The organism is Peribacillus sp. FSL E2-0218, from assembly GCF_037992945.1.
Classification (GTDB): domain Bacteria; phylum Bacillota; class Bacilli; order Bacillales; family DSM-1321; genus Peribacillus; species Peribacillus simplex_B.
Genome location: NZ_CP150304.1, coordinates 2,882,797 through 2,899,797 on the forward strand (window position 1 = coordinate 2,882,797; position 17,001 = coordinate 2,899,797).

The 17,001-nt window shown below is 43.2% G+C and carries 20 protein-coding genes; 2 read left to right on the top strand and 18 right to left on the bottom strand.

The window, feature by feature from the left end:
* Nucleotides 1-10: 10 nt before the first annotated feature.
* The 8 genes from ablB to MHI53_RS13855 form a co-directional block, all read right to left on the bottom strand.
* Nucleotides 11-859 carry a putative beta-lysine N-acetyltransferase gene (gene ablB / locus MHI53_RS13820; protein WP_061140438.1) on the bottom strand — a complete coding sequence of 283 codons (849 nt, stop codon included), beginning with the start codon at nucleotides 857-859 and terminating at the stop codon, nucleotides 11-13.
* A gap of 80 nt (nucleotides 860-939) precedes the next feature.
* Complete coding sequence (locus MHI53_RS13825; RefSeq protein WP_340371551.1) at nucleotides 940-2,205, bottom strand: peptidase; 1,266 nt, start codon at nucleotides 2,203-2,205, stop codon at nucleotides 940-942.
* A 17-nt stretch (nucleotides 2,206-2,222) separates the two neighbouring features.
* Nucleotides 2,223-2,888, bottom strand: a complete 666-nt coding sequence (locus tag MHI53_RS13830; protein WP_340371552.1) for a 3-oxoacid CoA-transferase subunit B — start codon at nucleotides 2,886-2,888, stop codon at nucleotides 2,223-2,225.
* Nucleotides 2,855-3,574, bottom strand: a complete 720-nt coding sequence (locus MHI53_RS13835) for a CoA transferase subunit A (protein ID WP_340373686.1) — start codon at nucleotides 3,572-3,574, stop codon at nucleotides 2,855-2,857. The genes MHI53_RS13830 and MHI53_RS13835 overlap by 34 nt, the downstream gene beginning before the upstream one ends.
* Nucleotides 3,575-3,585: 11 nt before the next feature.
* Nucleotides 3,586-4,932 carry an aspartate aminotransferase family protein gene (locus MHI53_RS13840; RefSeq protein WP_340371553.1) on the bottom strand — a complete coding sequence of 449 codons (1,347 nt, stop codon included), beginning with the start codon at nucleotides 4,930-4,932 and terminating at the stop codon, nucleotides 3,586-3,588.
* Nucleotides 4,933-5,111: 179 nt separating this feature from the next.
* Complete coding sequence (locus tag MHI53_RS13845; RefSeq protein WP_061140433.1) at nucleotides 5,112-5,441, bottom strand: hypothetical protein; 330 nt, start codon at nucleotides 5,439-5,441, stop codon at nucleotides 5,112-5,114.
* 220 nt (nucleotides 5,442-5,661) lie between these two features.
* Nucleotides 5,662-6,636 carry a S66 peptidase family protein gene (locus tag MHI53_RS13850; protein ID WP_340371554.1) on the bottom strand — a complete coding sequence of 325 codons (975 nt, stop codon included), beginning with the start codon at nucleotides 6,634-6,636 and terminating at the stop codon, nucleotides 5,662-5,664.
* A 202-nt stretch (nucleotides 6,637-6,838) separates the two neighbouring features.
* A complete protein-coding gene (locus MHI53_RS13855) occupies nucleotides 6,839-7,003 on the bottom strand; it encodes a YjcZ family sporulation protein (protein WP_061140431.1) in 165 nt (54 codons plus the stop codon).
* Between the two features lie 297 nt (nucleotides 7,004-7,300).
* Between MHI53_RS13855 and MHI53_RS13860 the strand changes: the two genes are divergently transcribed.
* Nucleotides 7,301-8,389, top strand: a complete 1,089-nt coding sequence (locus MHI53_RS13860; RefSeq protein WP_340371555.1) for a GDSL-type esterase/lipase family protein — start codon at nucleotides 7,301-7,303, stop codon at nucleotides 8,387-8,389.
* Nucleotides 8,390-8,428: 39 nt separating this feature from the next.
* Here MHI53_RS13860 and msrB read toward each other — a convergent pair whose 3' ends face one another.
* Both msrB and msrA read right to left on the bottom strand, forming a co-directional pair.
* Entirely contained in the window at nucleotides 8,429-8,857 is a 429-nt protein-coding gene (gene msrB / locus MHI53_RS13865; protein ID WP_100531572.1) for a peptide-methionine (R)-S-oxide reductase MsrB, read from the bottom strand.
* A complete protein-coding gene (gene msrA, locus MHI53_RS13870; RefSeq protein ID WP_081092259.1) occupies nucleotides 8,854-9,390 on the bottom strand; it encodes a peptide-methionine (S)-S-oxide reductase MsrA in 537 nt (178 codons plus the stop codon). The genes msrB and msrA overlap by 4 nt, the downstream gene beginning before the upstream one ends.
* A gap of 171 nt (nucleotides 9,391-9,561) precedes the next feature.
* Between msrA and MHI53_RS13875 the strand changes: the two genes are divergently transcribed.
* Complete coding sequence (locus MHI53_RS13875) at nucleotides 9,562-10,305, top strand: DUF4397 domain-containing protein (protein ID WP_340371556.1); 744 nt, start codon at nucleotides 9,562-9,564, stop codon at nucleotides 10,303-10,305.
* A gap of 52 nt (nucleotides 10,306-10,357) precedes the next feature.
* Here the strand turns inward: MHI53_RS13875 and MHI53_RS13880 are convergent, their stop codons facing one another.
* From MHI53_RS13880 to ilvA, 8 genes are all read right to left on the bottom strand, one after another.
* Nucleotides 10,358-10,942, bottom strand: a complete 585-nt coding sequence (locus MHI53_RS13880; protein ID WP_061140427.1) for a YpmS family protein — start codon at nucleotides 10,940-10,942, stop codon at nucleotides 10,358-10,360.
* Nucleotides 10,939-11,781, bottom strand: a complete 843-nt coding sequence (locus MHI53_RS13885; RefSeq protein ID WP_061140426.1) for an SGNH/GDSL hydrolase family protein — start codon at nucleotides 11,779-11,781, stop codon at nucleotides 10,939-10,941. The genes MHI53_RS13880 and MHI53_RS13885 overlap by 4 nt, the downstream gene beginning before the upstream one ends.
* A gap of 448 nt (nucleotides 11,782-12,229) precedes the next feature.
* Nucleotides 12,230-12,820 carry an SCO family protein gene (locus tag MHI53_RS13890; RefSeq protein ID WP_340371557.1) on the bottom strand — a complete coding sequence of 197 codons (591 nt, stop codon included), beginning with the start codon at nucleotides 12,818-12,820 and terminating at the stop codon, nucleotides 12,230-12,232.
* Between the two features lie 136 nt (nucleotides 12,821-12,956).
* The gene (locus MHI53_RS13895; RefSeq protein WP_061140424.1) at nucleotides 12,957-13,799 is read right to left on the bottom strand and encodes a DegV family protein; all 843 of its coding nucleotides are present in this window, start codon (nucleotides 13,797-13,799) and stop codon (nucleotides 12,957-12,959) included.
* A 225-nt stretch (nucleotides 13,800-14,024) separates the two neighbouring features.
* On the bottom strand, nucleotides 14,025-14,288 hold the full coding sequence (locus tag MHI53_RS13900) for a DUF2535 family protein (protein WP_306807340.1): 264 nt from the start codon (nucleotides 14,286-14,288) through the stop codon (nucleotides 14,025-14,027).
* Between the two features lie 135 nt (nucleotides 14,289-14,423).
* A complete protein-coding gene (gene tatC / locus MHI53_RS13905; protein ID WP_061140422.1) occupies nucleotides 14,424-15,170 on the bottom strand; it encodes a twin-arginine translocase subunit TatC in 747 nt (248 codons plus the stop codon).
* Nucleotides 15,171-15,250: 80 nt separating this feature from the next.
* Complete coding sequence (locus tag MHI53_RS13910) at nucleotides 15,251-15,442, bottom strand: twin-arginine translocase TatA/TatE family subunit (protein WP_061140421.1); 192 nt, start codon at nucleotides 15,440-15,442, stop codon at nucleotides 15,251-15,253.
* 191 nt (nucleotides 15,443-15,633) lie between these two features.
* Nucleotides 15,634-16,902: a threonine ammonia-lyase IlvA gene (gene ilvA, locus MHI53_RS13915; protein WP_340371558.1), complete on the bottom strand. Its 1,269-nt coding sequence runs from the start codon at nucleotides 16,900-16,902 to the stop codon at nucleotides 15,634-15,636.
* Nucleotides 16,903-17,001: the final 99 nt, after the last annotated feature.

Below are 17,001 nucleotides of genomic sequence, written 5' to 3' on the forward strand. Positions count from 1 at the left end.
AATTGAGCAATCATGTATAATTTTTCACCCATAGATTCATATCTTCAAGTTTATCGAAGATGTAACAATTATTGGCGAGGCGCCCCCGATAGGAGTAGCCATGCTGATGCAGTGCCGCATTCATCCCGAATGAGAGCGATCTGGCAATCGAATAGATGCAATAAATTTCATGTGAAATGAGATAGTCTTCGATATTGGCAATCAGATGCTTCATCAGCCCGAACTGCCGATGTTCCGGCAATGTCGCACAATCGGTGATTTCTGCATTATGGTAAAAAGCATCAATTTCGGCTGAAGCGGCACTGACAAGTTTCCCTTCGTGAAGATAGATATAAAAAACCGTTCCGTTTTCGATGCATTTTTTCACATATGCCGGATCATTCATCGGTGTTGGATATACCTCGAAAACCTTGCCATATAACTGTGCAAGCTGTTTGGCATCCGCTAGCTCCGCTTTGCGAACCTGATAAGTGGACGGCGGTTCATCCCGTCCCGCTTTACTCGGCAAATTCAAAACATCGGTGAGGATTCGATCTTCCTTATCCCATTCGACACTGTTTCGCCGTTCATTCCTAGTATATTTGACAAGGAAGAAGCAGTCGCTTCCCAAAAAGAACCTATCGATGCTGCCTTCGTATAAGAAGCCCCGGGAGAGCAATTCCTGAAGGTTTTCTTTGCGGGTCTTGAAAATGATTTTCTCTGCAGCCATGTCGGCGGCCGCCTTTAAAGTTTCCTCGATGCATTCTTGAAAATGACCGAGATAATCCTCCACCCTGACTCGCTTATTAAAGTGGTCGATCGTCAAATGAATGGTGCAGCGCTGCTTTTTAATTTGTTTTTCGATGATTCCCGTTTCCATTCTTCCCGCTCCTTTCATACCCAGTTACCATTGTAACAAAAGGCCTGACCCTTATTGGAATCAGACCACTCGGAAAATGATTAATTCTGCTCGGCCTCACACCAATCGATAATGGTCAAGGCGATGATTTCCGCAGCCTGCATCATTTTATCCACTTCTATATATTCGTTGGCGTCGTGGGCCAGCTTCGTTTCTCCCGGTCCAAACACGACGACGGGGGTCGAACCCACCGTTGACAGATAGCCTCCATCCGTCGCCCAAGGAGATGCTTCGACAACCGGCTCTTTCCCCCTCACCTTTTCATAATACGTTCCAATCGTTTTCATTAGCGGATGGTTCGTTTCGAGACTGCCAGGCAGCCACCTGGCACCAAACCATTCCAATGTAATCGGCTTTTCCTTGAACCATTCATCACGTTCATTCATGGCTTCGATCAATTGGATCAGCGACCTCTGAGCCTCCTCCATGGTTTCTGTAGGGGCAATGCCGAATCTTCCTTCAAGGACGGCTGTATCGGGCACGGAAGAAGGCCAATTGCCGCTTGTCAGGCTTCCTATGTTGATCGGAACCGGGATGGGGACATTTTTATAAAGCGAATGACGGAGTGGCTCGTTCCGAACTTGTTCAAGCTGCTTGATTTCTTTCATGACGACCACTGCTTTATCAATGGCACTGACTCCTTCATACCTTGTGCCTCCATGTGCAGACTTTCCTGTTACGATCAGCCGAAACCACATCGATCCCTGCTGCAGCGGAAATAGTTTCATATTGGTAGGTTCCGGGATGATCGCCCCATCCGCTTTGTATCCGCGCATGACCGCGGCTAGCGTCCCGGCACCCCCGCTTTCCTCTTCAATCACACTCTGAAAAATCACGTCTCCCTTCAATTGGATACCTGACTCGACAATCGCTTCAATCGCCAGCAATAAGGAAACATTGCCGCCTTTCATATCGGTCGTTCCCCTTCCGAATACTTTTCCGTCCATCAATCTGCCACTATACGGTTCGTCTTGCCATGCTGAATGATCACCTTCTGGGACTACATCAATATGACCGTTCAAAATAATCGACTTCCCGCTGCCGGTTCCTCTTTTTATCGCGACAAGATTCGGATTTCCTTTAAAATCCTTGCGATCACAATAAAAATGAGGATGATTCCGCAATTGCTCATCCCCGATTTCCCACAAATCTATTTCAAGCCCAAGTTGCCTGCACTTCTCGACGACTATGGCTTGTGCACTCCCTTCCTGCCCTCTCCTGCTCGGTTCCTGGACCAGCTTTTGCAGCAATTGAACCGCCTTTGTCCGTGAATCCTTCAGCCACGTCCTTATTTCGTTCTCGTACATATATCCATTCTCCTCTCTCACTCTTGTAAAATATGGATGTTATTAGACACAGTAAAGGAGGCTCCGGTCTTTTTCCTGATTTCACTTATGCTTGCGGCTGCAAATATATCGGTCAATAGGAGGCCTGCTTTCGTTACGGAAAACACGCCAAGCTCCGTGATGATCATATGTACGCATTTTTTGGCCGTTAACGGTAACGTACATGTTTCGACTATTTTAGACATTCCCGTTTTATCACAATGCTCCATCAAGACGATGACCTTTTTAGCCTTTGCCGCCAGTTCCATGGCACCGCCCATGCCTGGCACCCGACTGCCCGGGACGATCCAATTGGCAAGGTCTCCCGCTTCACTGACTTGAAGGGCTCCAAGAATCGTGATATCCACCAAGCCCTGCCGTATCATGCCGAATGCAACCGTGCTATCGCAGTAGGAAGCCCCGTCCCTGATGGTGATCGGCTGTCCACCGGCATTGCAAAGATGAGCATCTTCTTTTCCCTTGTCAGGAGCACTGCCCATTCCCACAAGGCCATTTTCTGCATGAAACATCACATCGCGAGCATGGATGAGATGATTCGGGACGAGCGATGGCATCCCGATTCCTAAGTTGACCAGCATTCCATTGCTAATTTCAGCAGCAGCACGTTTCGCTAATCGATTTCTATCTTCGGTTCCCAAGCCCACTTCCAATCGACTCCTTTCGAAGGAATGATATGATCGACAAAGGCTCCCGGTACAATGATGTCCTCGGGATCCATTGAGCCTAGCGGAACGATATGCCGTGCTTCGACAATCGTGATTTTGCCGGCCATCGCCACGAGCGGATTCGTATTCCGCGCGGTTTTATCAAATATTAAATTACCATACGAATCTGCCATTTCTGCATATACGATGGCGATATCCCCCGTTAATGCCGGTTCAACCAAATATCGTTCATCACCGAGGGTGATGATCTGTTTGCCTTCCCGGACGATATCGGCATCGATGCCGATATCAGTCAGTATCCCACCCAGGCCCATCCCGCCAGCCCTGATGCGTTCGGCAAGTGTCCCTTGCGGGGAGAATTCCACCTCTAGTTCACCGTTGTTCATTAGTGAACCAGCGTTGGGATTGGAACCGATATGGGAGGCGATGACTTTTTTGGCACGGCGTTGCGTGACCAGTTTTCCGATGCCTATCTCGGGGAAGCCCGTATCATTACCAATCAAGGTTAGATGCTTAATGCCTGTTTCCAAAATCAGATTGATTAAGCCCGGAGGTGTCCCTATGCCACCGAAGCCGCCATAAAGGATGGACTGGTGATCTTTAAACAGATGGACAATATCTTCAAAACGGCAAATTTTCCCGAATGTATTTTCAGACACGGCGATTCACTTCCTCGTTAGGATGGCAACTTGCCCAAAGTTTCATTAAATTGCTGAAAAGTTATATCAATCCTCATTAACAATTCAGCACATTCTTCTTCCGTTATCGTCAGCGGCGGGGAAATGATGATCGCCGATCCGGTTACACCGTCAAGGCCTGCTGCTGCAGGATAGAGGAGTATACCATTTTTCATGCCCAATTCAATGATTGCCTGGGTCACATCGGCCGGGTTTGGAAACGGGGTCTTTGCGACTTTGTCCTGAACGAATTCGAGGCCAATCAATAAACCTCTGCCACGGATATCACCAATAAAGGAATATTTCCGCGCCAGTTTCTTCAGGCCCCTGCTCAGGTCTTTCCCCCGATCGGCTGATTTCTCGACCAGTTCATTCTCCTCGACATATTTCAATACGGCCAACGAAATGGCACACGATAATGGATTCGCACTAAGCGTGTGACCGCCCATGATGGACCTTGATCCCCCCAGTATCGGCTCCATCACTTTTTTGGTCATGACTGCCGCAGCTATCGGGGTATATCCGCCGCTCATCCCTTTGCCTAATGTAACGATATCTGGTTCAACATCCCAATGCTCACAGGCAAGCATCTTACCGGTCCGGCCAAAGCCTGTCATGACTTCATCGGCAATGAATAATATGTCATGCTCCTCGCAGATTTTCTTTAGCTTTTGAAAATAGCCATCAGGCGGGACGATGGCCCCTCCCGCAGCACCGATGACAGGCTCGGCAATGAATGCCGCTATGTTGTCACTGCCAATTCTGCGTATTGATGCTTCCAATTCCGACGCACAGGCCATCCCGCACGTGTGTGCATCAAGTTGAAGCGGACACCTGTAACAATAGGGCGGAGACACGGAAGGATAGGATTCAAGCATGGAGGTGAACCGTTCCCGGCGAATTGGATGACCAGACATCGATAGCGCCCCCATCGTAATACCATGGTAGCTCATCCAGCGTGAAATGACTTTTTGCTTCCGTGGCTTTCCTTTTTCCTGCCAATGCTGAATCGCAATTTTCAAAGCCGTTTCAGTCGCTTCGGAGCCGCTGTTCACAAAAAAGCTATACGTTAGATCCCCCTTTGTCAATTCAGCTATTTTCTCGGCAAGTTCTTCTGCTGCTTCACTAGTAAACTGTGACCGATAAACGAATGAAACCTGTTTAGCCTGTTTAACCATCGCCTCCATCACTTCCTGAACACCATGGCCAATATTGGCAGTAACCGCACCGGAGGAGGCATCCAGGTAATCCTTTCCTTTTTTGTCGTATAAAAAAACGCCTTGACCATGACTGATGGTCGGGTAGGCTCCCCCTAAGACCGGCTTAATTAATGAAGACTGCTGCATAAGCCCACACTCTCCTTCTCTAAAAAAACACATGCAGTATAATACAGTGTATGTCCTGTGTACGGCAATCTTGCTAGGAATTTGCTCTAAGCCTGTAAAGGACTCAATTTCTTAGTTTCAAAGAATTGCCAAAAAAAAATCGACAAAAAAAGTGTATCCACGAGAGATACACTTTTTTCTTACAATGCGGGTATTAGTTTTTGTTCACGAATCGATTCCAAAAAACTTTCATCCTTTAAAACAGCCAGCACATTTTTATAAAAAGCAGTTTTATCGATAACTGAAGTATGTACATATTCATACTCTTTTAAAGATGGATGACGCAAAACATCTTTCATGCAAGAAAGACAAACCTTTTTAGTTCCTAGCTTATAGTAGTTCAAGTTACTTGCATCCCCATTGGAAGTGTCTTCGTTACATACGAAGCAAGTATGGCTTACACGGCCCTTTTTATTATATTCGGCCAAAGCCCCTTCTAAACGACTGGATGCTTGAATTGTTAATAACACATAATCACCTTTTCTATTTTAAATCTCTTAGTATTATATCAGAAAAATATAGAATTTGAACAATTAGACTCATATTCCCTAATAATGCTTATTAAACAAGGAAATTTCCAGAGCGGATTAAACGGTCCCCTCCTAAAAAACGCCAAAAACGAAACTATATTTCTGCCTGCCCAAACAGATTAAAACACCGTCCACTTCTGAACGGCGCAATTATATAAATTTATGTTTGGATATGGATCGTTGCTTTTCCGTTCTTCACATTCAAGGATGCCTTCGAACCGTTTGGTACCGTCACGAATGGATGAACATGGCCAAAATTGGCATTTGCGATGACAGGAATGCCCTTTAGCTCTTTTTTTGTTGCAATGATTTCCTGCAAGGCATAATCGGTCATTCCCGATTCCTTTTGGAAACGGCCGATGATGATTCCCTTGATTCCACCTGCATCTGGCTGGTGCAGCAATGATTGTAAATCCCTGTCAAAACTGAATGGATGACTTTCTTCGTCATCTTCTATGAACAGGATACGTCCTTTAAGGGAAGGCATGAACTCTGTTCCTTGCAATAAATTGAGGGTGCAAAGATTTCCGCCAATGACGGTCCCGGCTGCATCCCCTTCCTGGATGACCATATACCCGTCATTCGGGTGGAAGGTGCGGTCCTCCTGTTCCAAATGCCAAGAATCATCACTCCACGTTTCACTCGGTGCTAGAAAGAAGCCGTCACTTTCGATTGTGGCCTTTTTGAAGTGCTCCATCGTGTATGCAAGCCCGGCCTTCATCCCGAATGTAGAAAAATGCGGACCGGAGTATGTAGTTAAGTCTGTTTTTTTGTGGATAGCCAATAAAATGGCGGTTATATCACTATATCCCATCAACACTTTAGGGTTTTTTTCAATCAAATCGTAATCGATATACCGTAATAATTGATTGGCATTATAACCCCCGATGGCTGTGAAGATTCCTTTTACATTCGGATCCCTGAATGCATCATGCAAATCCTCGATCCGGTCCTCGATCGAATTCGAAAAAAAGTCATCATGAAACAAAGCCGTTTTTCCATATGTCACCTTAAAACCAAGCTCCGTCAATCTTTCTTCGGCCAATCTCCGTTGCTCCCCCTTGACAATCGCCAAGCTTCTCGAAGGCGCAATGACGCGTATTTCATCCCCTGCTTGCAGACGGGAAGGTATCATTTCCATTTCCCCCTTCATTACATTACATAGTCGTTATTTTAGCAGAAATGGTCAATAAAGAAAAATCAAGCCGCTTAAAAAGGGTGCACCGCATGAATCCTGCCTGTCCATATATGGTCGGCAATCTTTAGAGTCATTCCCGTCCCTGTCATTCCAACATGAAGAAAGACCAGTTTCTCAACTGGTCTTTTAGTCTATTCCATTAGCAACAGAATGAAGCACCGATGATAATCAACAGAATGAACAAGACAACGATTAATGCGAAGCCTGATCCAAATCCGCCGCAACCGCCACCGTATCCACCGCCACCGCCGCAGTTACCACCACCATAGCCGTATCCTCCGCCAAATCCACCATATCCGTACATAAAGTTTCACTCCTTTTAGAATTCTGATTTCTCTTTACACCTTACCATATGTCAATACGCCCGCCTTGGTCTGTGTATTTGCCCATTTTTTCTTGATTTAGGGAAAACTTTCGAATTCATCGCTACATCCTTCAGGGATGAACCACTAAAAATAACCAAGAAAAATGTCAAAAAACGTTTCTTATTTTATTGTGTTACGTTGAATTTGGGATATAATAAGGAAAAAACAATTCTTAGCCTCTTTAAGCTATCCCATTCCTATAATGGATACATAAAAGGTTAAACGGGGGAACACAATTGAAAAAGTACGCAAAATCCTTCATCCCTTTCGCTGCAATCGCCACGATTCTTCTTATCAGCTATATCCTTCAAAAAGTTCCTAAAACCTATGGATCAGATGATTCGATAAATGTTTATCAAAAATTCCAATCAGGACAGCCCATTCAATATCTCGTTATCGGTGACAGTATCGGCAGGGGATCTGGCGCTGAAAATCCTAGCCTGACATGGTTCAAACAGTTAGAACATAAAATGAACGAAAAAGATGATTCCCGTTTACACGGCGATTATGTAGTCCAAAGCGGCTCCACTGCTTTTGAGGGTCTATTCAAGCTTTCCCAAAGAAGGGAACATGAACATAAGGATTTGATTTTCATCGTATTTGGTGAGAATGACCGAAAATATATGAATGTCGACGATTTTACGATGACCTATGAGGCATTGATCAGAAAAGCAAAACACCTTCACCCTCATGCAGAATTGTTTACGATAACGGAAAGTTCCTTGAAGCAGGACGAATTTGCTGCCGCGATTGCACGTTTATCCAATCATTACGGCGCAACGAATGTTGATATGCGTCCGGTATTCAGGAATTCCGGTTATACGGAGAAACAGTTGACTAAAGATCTGGTTCATCCGAATGGTCTTGGCTATAGATTTTATGCGAATGCCATTTATGATCGCTTCCAGGATAACGTCAAACGGGAAAAGACTGTAGCAGCGCTTCCCTCTAAGCTTCACGCCCATGCGGAATTAGAATTATCGGAAATTGAACACTATGAAAAAATGAAGGGCTTCCGTCCTAAAGGCGGCTATTATACAAGCAGTGAAAAAGGCAGTGTGATAGATTATCAATTCAACGGGAGCATTCTTGGCGTAAAGCTGCTGAGAAGTCCGGATGGCGGAGAGGTCAAAGTCTGGATCGACGGCAATGAAGTCACGACATTGAATACATGGTGGCCATTCGCCCGGGAAAGATATATATACGTCACAAACGGACTACCTCCCGGTCCGCATACCGTCCGTTTTGAGGTAGCGGGGAGAATAAAAGCATTCGACCAGGATACCATCCCATATGTCAGGATTGCATCGATCATCACCGATTAAATTGTAAAAACCCCGATAAATGAATCGGGGTTTTTACATTCAATCAAATAGCTTTTTGTATTCTCCGTACCCTTCTTTTTCAAGGTCTTCAAGCGGTATGAACCGTAAAGATGCGGAATTGATGCAATAACGCAGCCCGGATGGTCCCGGTCCATCATTGAAAACATGACCAAGATGGGAATCGGCAGTTTTTGAACGAACCTCGATTCTTCTCATTCCGTAACTCGTATCAAGGTTTTCCACTACTTCTTCTTCTTTAAGCGGTTTCGTAAAACTTGGCCAACCGCAGCCTGAATCGAATTTTTCCTTTGAAGTGAACAGTGGGTCACCTGAAACGATATCCACATATAACCCTGCTTCCTTCAAATTCCAATATTCATTATGGAACGCTGGTTCTGTTCCGTTGTTTTGCGTGACTTCATATTGGATCGGTGAAAGTTTCTGCTTCAATTCGTCTTTACTTTTCATTTTTTATCCCCCCAATAATTTTGTATAAATGCTTTTCGGCCCGAACCGGTCGAATATCTTTCATAATGCTCAGGCTGCTTTTTATAATAATGCTGATGATAGGTCTCTGCTGGATAAAATGGAGCCGCTGGTATGATCGGCGTTACGATCGGTTTCGAAAATTTGCCGCTCGCCGAAAGCTCGGCTTTGGATGCTTCAGCAATTTCGCGTTGTTTTTCGTCATGATAAAAAATTGCCGTTTGATAGGAACTTCCCCGGTCATAAAATTGTCCTCCGGCATCGGTCGGGTCGATTTGCTGCCAAAACAACTCGACTATGTCCTCATATGGAAAGACTTTTGGATCAAATGTAATTTGAACAGCTTCAAAATGTCCCGTGGTTTCAGAGCAAACTTCCTTGTACGTGGGATTTTCCGTTGTCCCGCCGGTATATCCGGAAATAACGGATTCGATACCAGGCTGCTCATCGAACGGTTTCACCATGCACCAGAAGCATCCGCCTGCGAATGTTGCTTTCTCTAACTGTTTCGTCAAAAGAAATCCTCCCTTTTTACAAACGATTCATTGAATGCATTTTAACGCTTTTACTTTGCCCTGTAAAATAATATGCCGTTTCATCCATCTTTTCAATGAATGGGTCAGACACACACATTGGCATTCCCCCGTAAGATGGAGTCATAATGGAAAAATGCGAGGTGTTTGGAAATGAGCGATACACAATCATTTTTACAAAAAGCGAAAACCTATGGTTTACTATCGTCTTATTATCAATACAGCAATCCAAAGCTACATGAGTATTATTCCCAGAAACATTTGAAAAATCTTGAAAAAGCGTCACAACAACTGAAATATGAACAAATGAAAGTCACACTTCCTGCACAAATGCGCATTTTACAAGTTGCTTCAGCTGCCCCCTCCATGGATATTCATGTAAATGGAGTCCGTATTTTCAAAAACCTCTCATTTAAAGAAAGCAGTCGTTACATGACCTTCCCTGCTGGAAGGCACCAGTTGGACATATATTTGAATGAAGAAACCCGTTCGCCCCTGCTCAGCCGGAACCTGGAGCTCGAAGGAGGGACATCTTATACGCTCGCCGCCGCTTTTGCCAATGAGTCCTTGACACTCTTACCATTCATTGATCTGCCCTTTGTCCCTCAAAATGAAGCAAAGTTCCGCTTCATACATTTGGCACGCGCAATGCCTTCGGTCGATATTGCCGTAAAAGATGGGGATGTCGTATTCGAAGAGATCTCTTTCCAACAGGCAAGTGACTATCTCACGATCCATCCCATGATTGTTGATTTCGATGCAAGGGAAGCCGGGACAAAACGAATCGTATCCTCATTGCCTGATATGGAATTTAAAGAAAATACAGCTTCGACCCTTTATATGATCGGCTTGAATCATGAAACAGACCGCTTGGAATCAATTATGTTATCTCCATAAATAAAAAAACCAGGACATATCAATCCTGGTTTTTTCATCCATTTCCCCTCGATCACTGAAACGATGATGGGATGGTCAATAAAAACGAAATATCATCCTTTTTAAGATTGAAATCCTTCGCTTTGACCCTGATGTCACTTTTCAATTCCATATCCTGTAACGAAACGTAAATACTTTCATCATTTGGCCTGATGCTGACCCATTCCGGCATATTATAGCGTTCGTTTATTAAATTCATTACATATGACACAGGAAGATTCATTCGGCCGACCGCAATAGATTTTTGCTTTAACACCAAGTCCCCGTTCTTTTGAGCAATCGGCTCGAAAGTTAATTTCATTTCCACTTCACGATTGAAAAATGGCATCGTCCCATACAACTCGACCTCGTCCGTCAAATATACTTCGTAATGCATGGGACCTGTCAATCCTTCCTTATCGAGATACTGATTGATCAGTCTTGTCAAATCTTCACGATTTGTGTGAATTTGAAATTGGATATCTTCCTCGTGGCTAACCTTTGGTATGAGTTCTTTGTCTTTAGCGGGTAAATTCACTAAAATCAGAACGAACAGGATGACCAGGATGTTTATCGCTAAGAGGGAAAAAAACAAAGTCTTCCATTTGACCTTTGTCATTCTTGGTCATCATCTCCTTTGGCACTTGCTTCCAACGTGTCCTTTCCAATAGTGGTGATATCCATGTCATTATAAATTCTTGTCGCAATCAATTCATAACCACGATCATTCGGATGAAAATAATCTTCAGCATAAAGCAAATCTTCATCGGAATTCTTGAAAATATCTGCTATTTCAATAAAATAAGCTGAATCATATTCTTCGATAATTTCTTTGCCACTTTCATTCCAATCATTCATGATCAGATCAAGCTCATAAAAATCCCCGAACCACTTGGAAAACGGATTATACACGCCTACAAGGTAAATTTGGGCATGGTCATTTTCTGAGCGCACCTTATCGAGTATCTGCCTCAATCTTTTTTCATACCCTGATTTTGCCGCCTTAAACTGATTCAATTCCAAATTCGAGAAATTCTTTTTAAACACCTTCATGATATCATTGCCACCGATTGTGACGACGACCGAATCAGCTTGTTCAATGTCTTTTTTAATTCTTGCCTTATCCAGTCTTTTCAAAAGTTGATCGGTTCGATTTCCGCGTATACCATGATTGATCATCTCTACAGAAGTAATCGATGGCTCTTTCTCCAGCTTATTTTGTAAATAAGGCAGATACCCGCCATTATCTTTGCTATCACCGACGCCTTGAGTCAAGGAATCGCCAATTGACACGATTTTCACAGGATCCGGAAAAAAGCTGGCAGGAATCGTTTCCTTTTCACTCAGCTTAACGATGCTTTTCTGCTGAACAGCTGGTTGGCTTGAAGCCGTTTCGCTTTGACCGCAACCAGAAATCCAAACTATGCATATGAAAAGACAGGTGATTCTGTATCTCATGGCCCTCACCTTCCTACCCATATATTATATCATGTAGAAAACGAAAGATTGCAAACAATATACCTCCGCTATAATTCAAGCGATAGCCTTTCCTACCATATGATATGAAAAATGCCGCGAATTAAAGCTAGTCCTATAAAATTTAGCATGTACTGAGCATGTAAAATCATTCTTCAGTTCATCCGTTTCTTCAAAAATCCACTCGACTGTTCCACTTACCCCAATATAAAGCAAGGTAAACAAAAAAAAGTTCTTTTCGTAAAGGTTTTGTTTTTAAAACGAAGCGATTTAAGGTTGATCCTGGCGGAAATGCAAGGCTCCTGCGGGAAGATCGGGTCAGATGAAACCACGGGCGTTCACGGGGATATCAAACACAACGCATGACTTGGGCAATAGCAACAAATTATGCGAACACAGCCGAAAAAAAAAGAACAGGTCAGTAGCCTGTTCAATAATTTTGCAGGATTTTTATATGCTTGATCATGTCCTCAAAGGGGATGTCCTGCAGACCCGTATAATCGCGAATGATCTTGCCGTCTTGATCCATGAGAAAAAAGCTGGTTCCATGAATGACCTGATCCTCTTTTTCTGGTTTTTTGACGATCGTCTTGAAATTATCCAGTGCAAATTGCTCGATTTCTCCCTGACCATAACCAGTCAAAAAATGCCAATTTTTATAATCGACATTAAATTGATCACCAAATTTCTTTAATACATCCGGCTTGTCTATTTCGGGATCGACAGAAAAGGAGACGAATTCCACATCCCCTATCCCTTCATCCTTCAATTGCTGTTGCAGCTTCGACATATTGGAGGTCATCGGCAGACAGACCGTTTCACAGCTGGTAAAGATAAAATCCGCTACCCAAACCTTACCCTTGAGATCACTTTTTGAAAAAGGCTTGCCATCCTGATCGATGTAACTAAAATCCTCAAGGTCCCAATTTTTCGCTTCCGGGACACCACTTGAACCACATGCCGTCAATAGCAATAGTATCGATGCCCCCATAGCTGCCATTAGCACATGCAGCTTTCTCATTTCTACCCCGTCCTTTATGTATAAAATATTCTGATACTTCTTTCATTCTAACAGAACCTTTGCATGGAGGACAGTACCTCTTTCTATGGAGCGATAATCTATGTCAAAAGGAAGAACCTAACCGATAATATTCATCTCAATCCCAATAATACATGATTGCCATGGCGCCCTCACCTGTATGGGTACTGACAACGGCGGTGGTTTCTTCTATCTTTAAATCCTGAAAGCCAGATAGTTCACTGATGGCATGACGGACTTTATCCGCCAATTCGAAACCGTTGGCATGTACAAAACCAATGCCCCTGATTTTTTTACCATCCGTATCTTCCTTGAATTTCTTGATGATGAACTTCACGACCTGTGACTGGCTTCTGGCTTTGGAAACCGGATGCAATACACCATCCTCCAAAAGCGCTATCGGCTTGATGTGAAGCAGTGAACCGATAAAAGCGGAAACTTTCCCAATCCTGCCGCCCTTAACAAGGTTATCCAGTGTTTCGATGACAATGATCAGGCTTGACTGTTTCTTGATATGCTCCAGCCTTTCGATTATTTCTGCAACGGATTTCCCTTCTTTCGCAAGCTTTGCGGCCTCGATCACTTGGAAAGACATCGACTTGGAAATGAATTTCGAGTCAAAAACGGTTACCTTCGCGTCGGACATGCTTGCGGCACTTTCCGCAGAGCGTACAGTCCCGCTCATACCACCTGTCATATGGATGGAAAGGACCTCCGTGCCGTCTTTGCCAAGCTCGTTGTAAACCTCCATAAACGTTCCTGCCGCAGGCTGTGAGCTTTTCGGAAGTTCTTTTGAACGGTTCATCCTTTTCAGGAATTCTTCCTGTTCGATTTCGACTTTATCCAAAAAGGTTTCCCCATCAATGGAAATCGATAAAGGAACCATCGTGATATCATAATATTCCAGTTCTTCCGGAGTCATATCCACCGTTGAGTCTGTCACTATCTTTACTTTATTCATCAATACACATCCCTAAATTAACATATCTATTGTATTATACCTACTCAAGGTAAGCATTTAAACCTAAGGTCCTTTTTGTCATCCCGAGGCATGCTTCGCCTCGAAATGATTACACAAAAAAAGACCGTTCCATCCACTAACCTTAAATGATGCCGCTTCATTCGATATCTCGTGGAATTCGGGGCATCTCTATTATCGGATTAGTTAGCGATGGAACAGTCCGCATCAAGCATTATTAAGTAAATTCCCAGGAAAAATTGTGTTATATACAGGCCATTTGAGCACGGATGCTAAATATTGCTTAAATGAGTAACTCTCTTTATGATCTTTATTGGCAAAAACTTTCTTTACGAATACTTCCAAACGCACGGTCAACATAAAAAAATTCGGATCACTAGGCAGTAAGACAGGTATTTCTGAAATGGTGACCTTATGTCCAAAACAATCTTTGAATTCCAAGCATTTGAACATCAAAATATCAATCCTCATTTTCAACCGATTGCTTACATTATACACAATAAATCCAAAAGTATAAATATTCAAATGTGTAAAAAATAGGACAAATCATGCTTTATCAAGAATACAAAAAGACCCATGAAGGACAGGTGCCTTCATGGGTCTTTTTCATATACCTTCTTCAATGTTGCCATCACGCAAACTTTCACGTTTCACCTTGCGTTTATAGACGACCTTTGATAAGGAAATGCTGATTTCATATAATAGCAGCAACGGAACCATTACCAGGAAGTCTGACATAAAGTCAGGCGGCGTGATCGATACGGCGATGACCACGAGAACAAAGTACGCATATTTCCTTAACTTTTGAAGCACATACGGATTGATGATGCCGATGGAGGTCAAAAACATCGTAACGACGGGAAGCTCGAACAAAACTGCAAATGGCATGGTCATATTGAAGACGAATGAAAAGTACTTATCCGCAGTGAAATTCGTTATGAACATCCCATCTCCCAATTCAATCAAGAACTGGAGGATCGTCGGGAAAATGACGAAATAACCGAATGCCAGGCCTCCAATAAATAGCAGAAAAAGTGCCGGGATATAGGAAAGCGTCGCCCTTACTTCATTCGGCATCAAGGCAGGCTTGACGAATAACCAGATTTGCAGGGCAATTATCGGTATCGTTGCTGCAATGGCCACCACGCCGGAAAGCATGAAGTAAATCCAAATGATATCACTTGGGCCCAATACCATCAGGTCAAAATCAAGATCCTTCACAAACCAATGATAAATTTCTTCAACATAAATAAAACTGGCGATAAAAAAGATGATAAAAGCAACAGCTGTTATGATGAGCCGTTTTCTTAGTTCATCGAGATGATCGATGATATTTAGTTCTTTATCTTCCACTATTGATCACGCCTTCAAAATCAGTGTCTTTGTTCCAGCATAAAGGCGCAAGACGATTCCATCTTACGCCCACCTTTTAATCATTCATGATTTTTTTGTTGTAATTTCTTATCTTCCTCATAATCGCCTTTTGTTAATTCATTCGTGGACTTTTTGAATTCACGAAGCGTTTGTCCAAATGCACGGCCAATCTCAGGAAGTTTCTTCGGACCAAATATTATTAGTGCCAATATCAGGATGAGAATTAGACCAGGTACTCCAATGTTCGACATGGATACAACCCCTTTGGTGTTATAATTAAACATACCTTGATTATAATACCATTTCCAACCAATTGAAAGTAAACCGACAATCCGTCATATAATGGTAACAATTATCGACAGGGTGTTCGTTACGACTGGGAAGGTAGAATAAAATGTAAAATATAATATTATTCTATCCTAATTTATCATGTTGTAGCTGCTTAAATCAACAAGTGAAATAAATTACTGTCTTTATTGACCTCGACGAAAGAGAAACCTTTTTTATTCATTCTTTGGATGAGTCCCTCATAGTCATTCTTGACTTTCAATTCGATACCCACCAATGCAGGACCGCTTTCTTTATTGTTTTTCTTTGTGTATTCAAAACGGCTGATATCATCATTCGGCCCTAGAACCTCGTCAAGGAATTCCCTTAATGCCCCGGCCCGTTGTGGGAAATTGACGATAAAATAATAAAGCAGCCCTTCATATAGTAAAGATTTCTCCTTGATTTCCTGCATCCGCCCAATATCGTTGTTCCCGCCACTGACCATGCAAACAACCGTTTTCCCTTTGATTTGCTCTTTGTACGAATCCAACGCCGCTACAGAAATGGCTCCTGCCGGCTCGGCGACAATCGCATGCTGATTATATAAATCGAGGATGGTCGTACAGATTTGCCCGGAAGGAACGACAACGATGTCTTCCAGGTTATCTTTGCATAACCGAAATGTTTTTTGTCCTACGCACTTGACTGCTGCACCGTCCACGAAGGTATCTATGCTTTCAAGTTCAGTCACTTTCCCTTCCTTGAACGAATATTCCATCGATGCCGCATCAAGCGGCTCCACACCAATGCATTTCGTATTAGGTGAAACCGATTTGAAATAACTGGATACACCAGCCATCAGTCCGCCGCCGCCGATTGCCGCGAAGACATAGTCAATTTCATCTTCACAATCATTCAGGATTTCAACAGCCGTCGTACCCTGTCCGGCAATAACTTTATCATCATCAAATGGATGGATAAAAGTGCGCCCTTCTTTTTCACAGCATTCCATCGCCATGGCAAATGCATCATCGAATGTATCACCGGCAAGAATGATCTCGACGTTATCCTTGCCAAATAGCTGTACTTGATCGACCTTTTGCCTTGGTGTTGTGGCAGGCATGAAAATTTTGCCATGTATCCCCAACTGGCTGCAGGAAAAAGCGACCCCTTGTGCATGGTTGCCTGCACTGGCACATATGACTCCGTTCGCCGTCTCTTCGTGGGTCAAGCTCTTCATTTTGTAAAATGCCCCTCTTAATTTAAAGGAGCGCACATGTTGTAGATCCTCGCGTTTTAAATAAACATTACATTCATATTTATCAGATAGTCTCTGATTTTTTTGTAGAGGAGTATGTAGAACGATGTCTTTCAGTTCTCTATAGGCAATTAGAATATCCTCCAATTGGATCCCCCTGTTCATTGATGCAGTCTGATTCATAACTATCCCTCATTTCCTTCCTAATCAATTCAATCATTATAGCACTTTACTACAGGTAATGTAATTGATTTTTCTAAAAATTCCATCTTTTATCCTTTT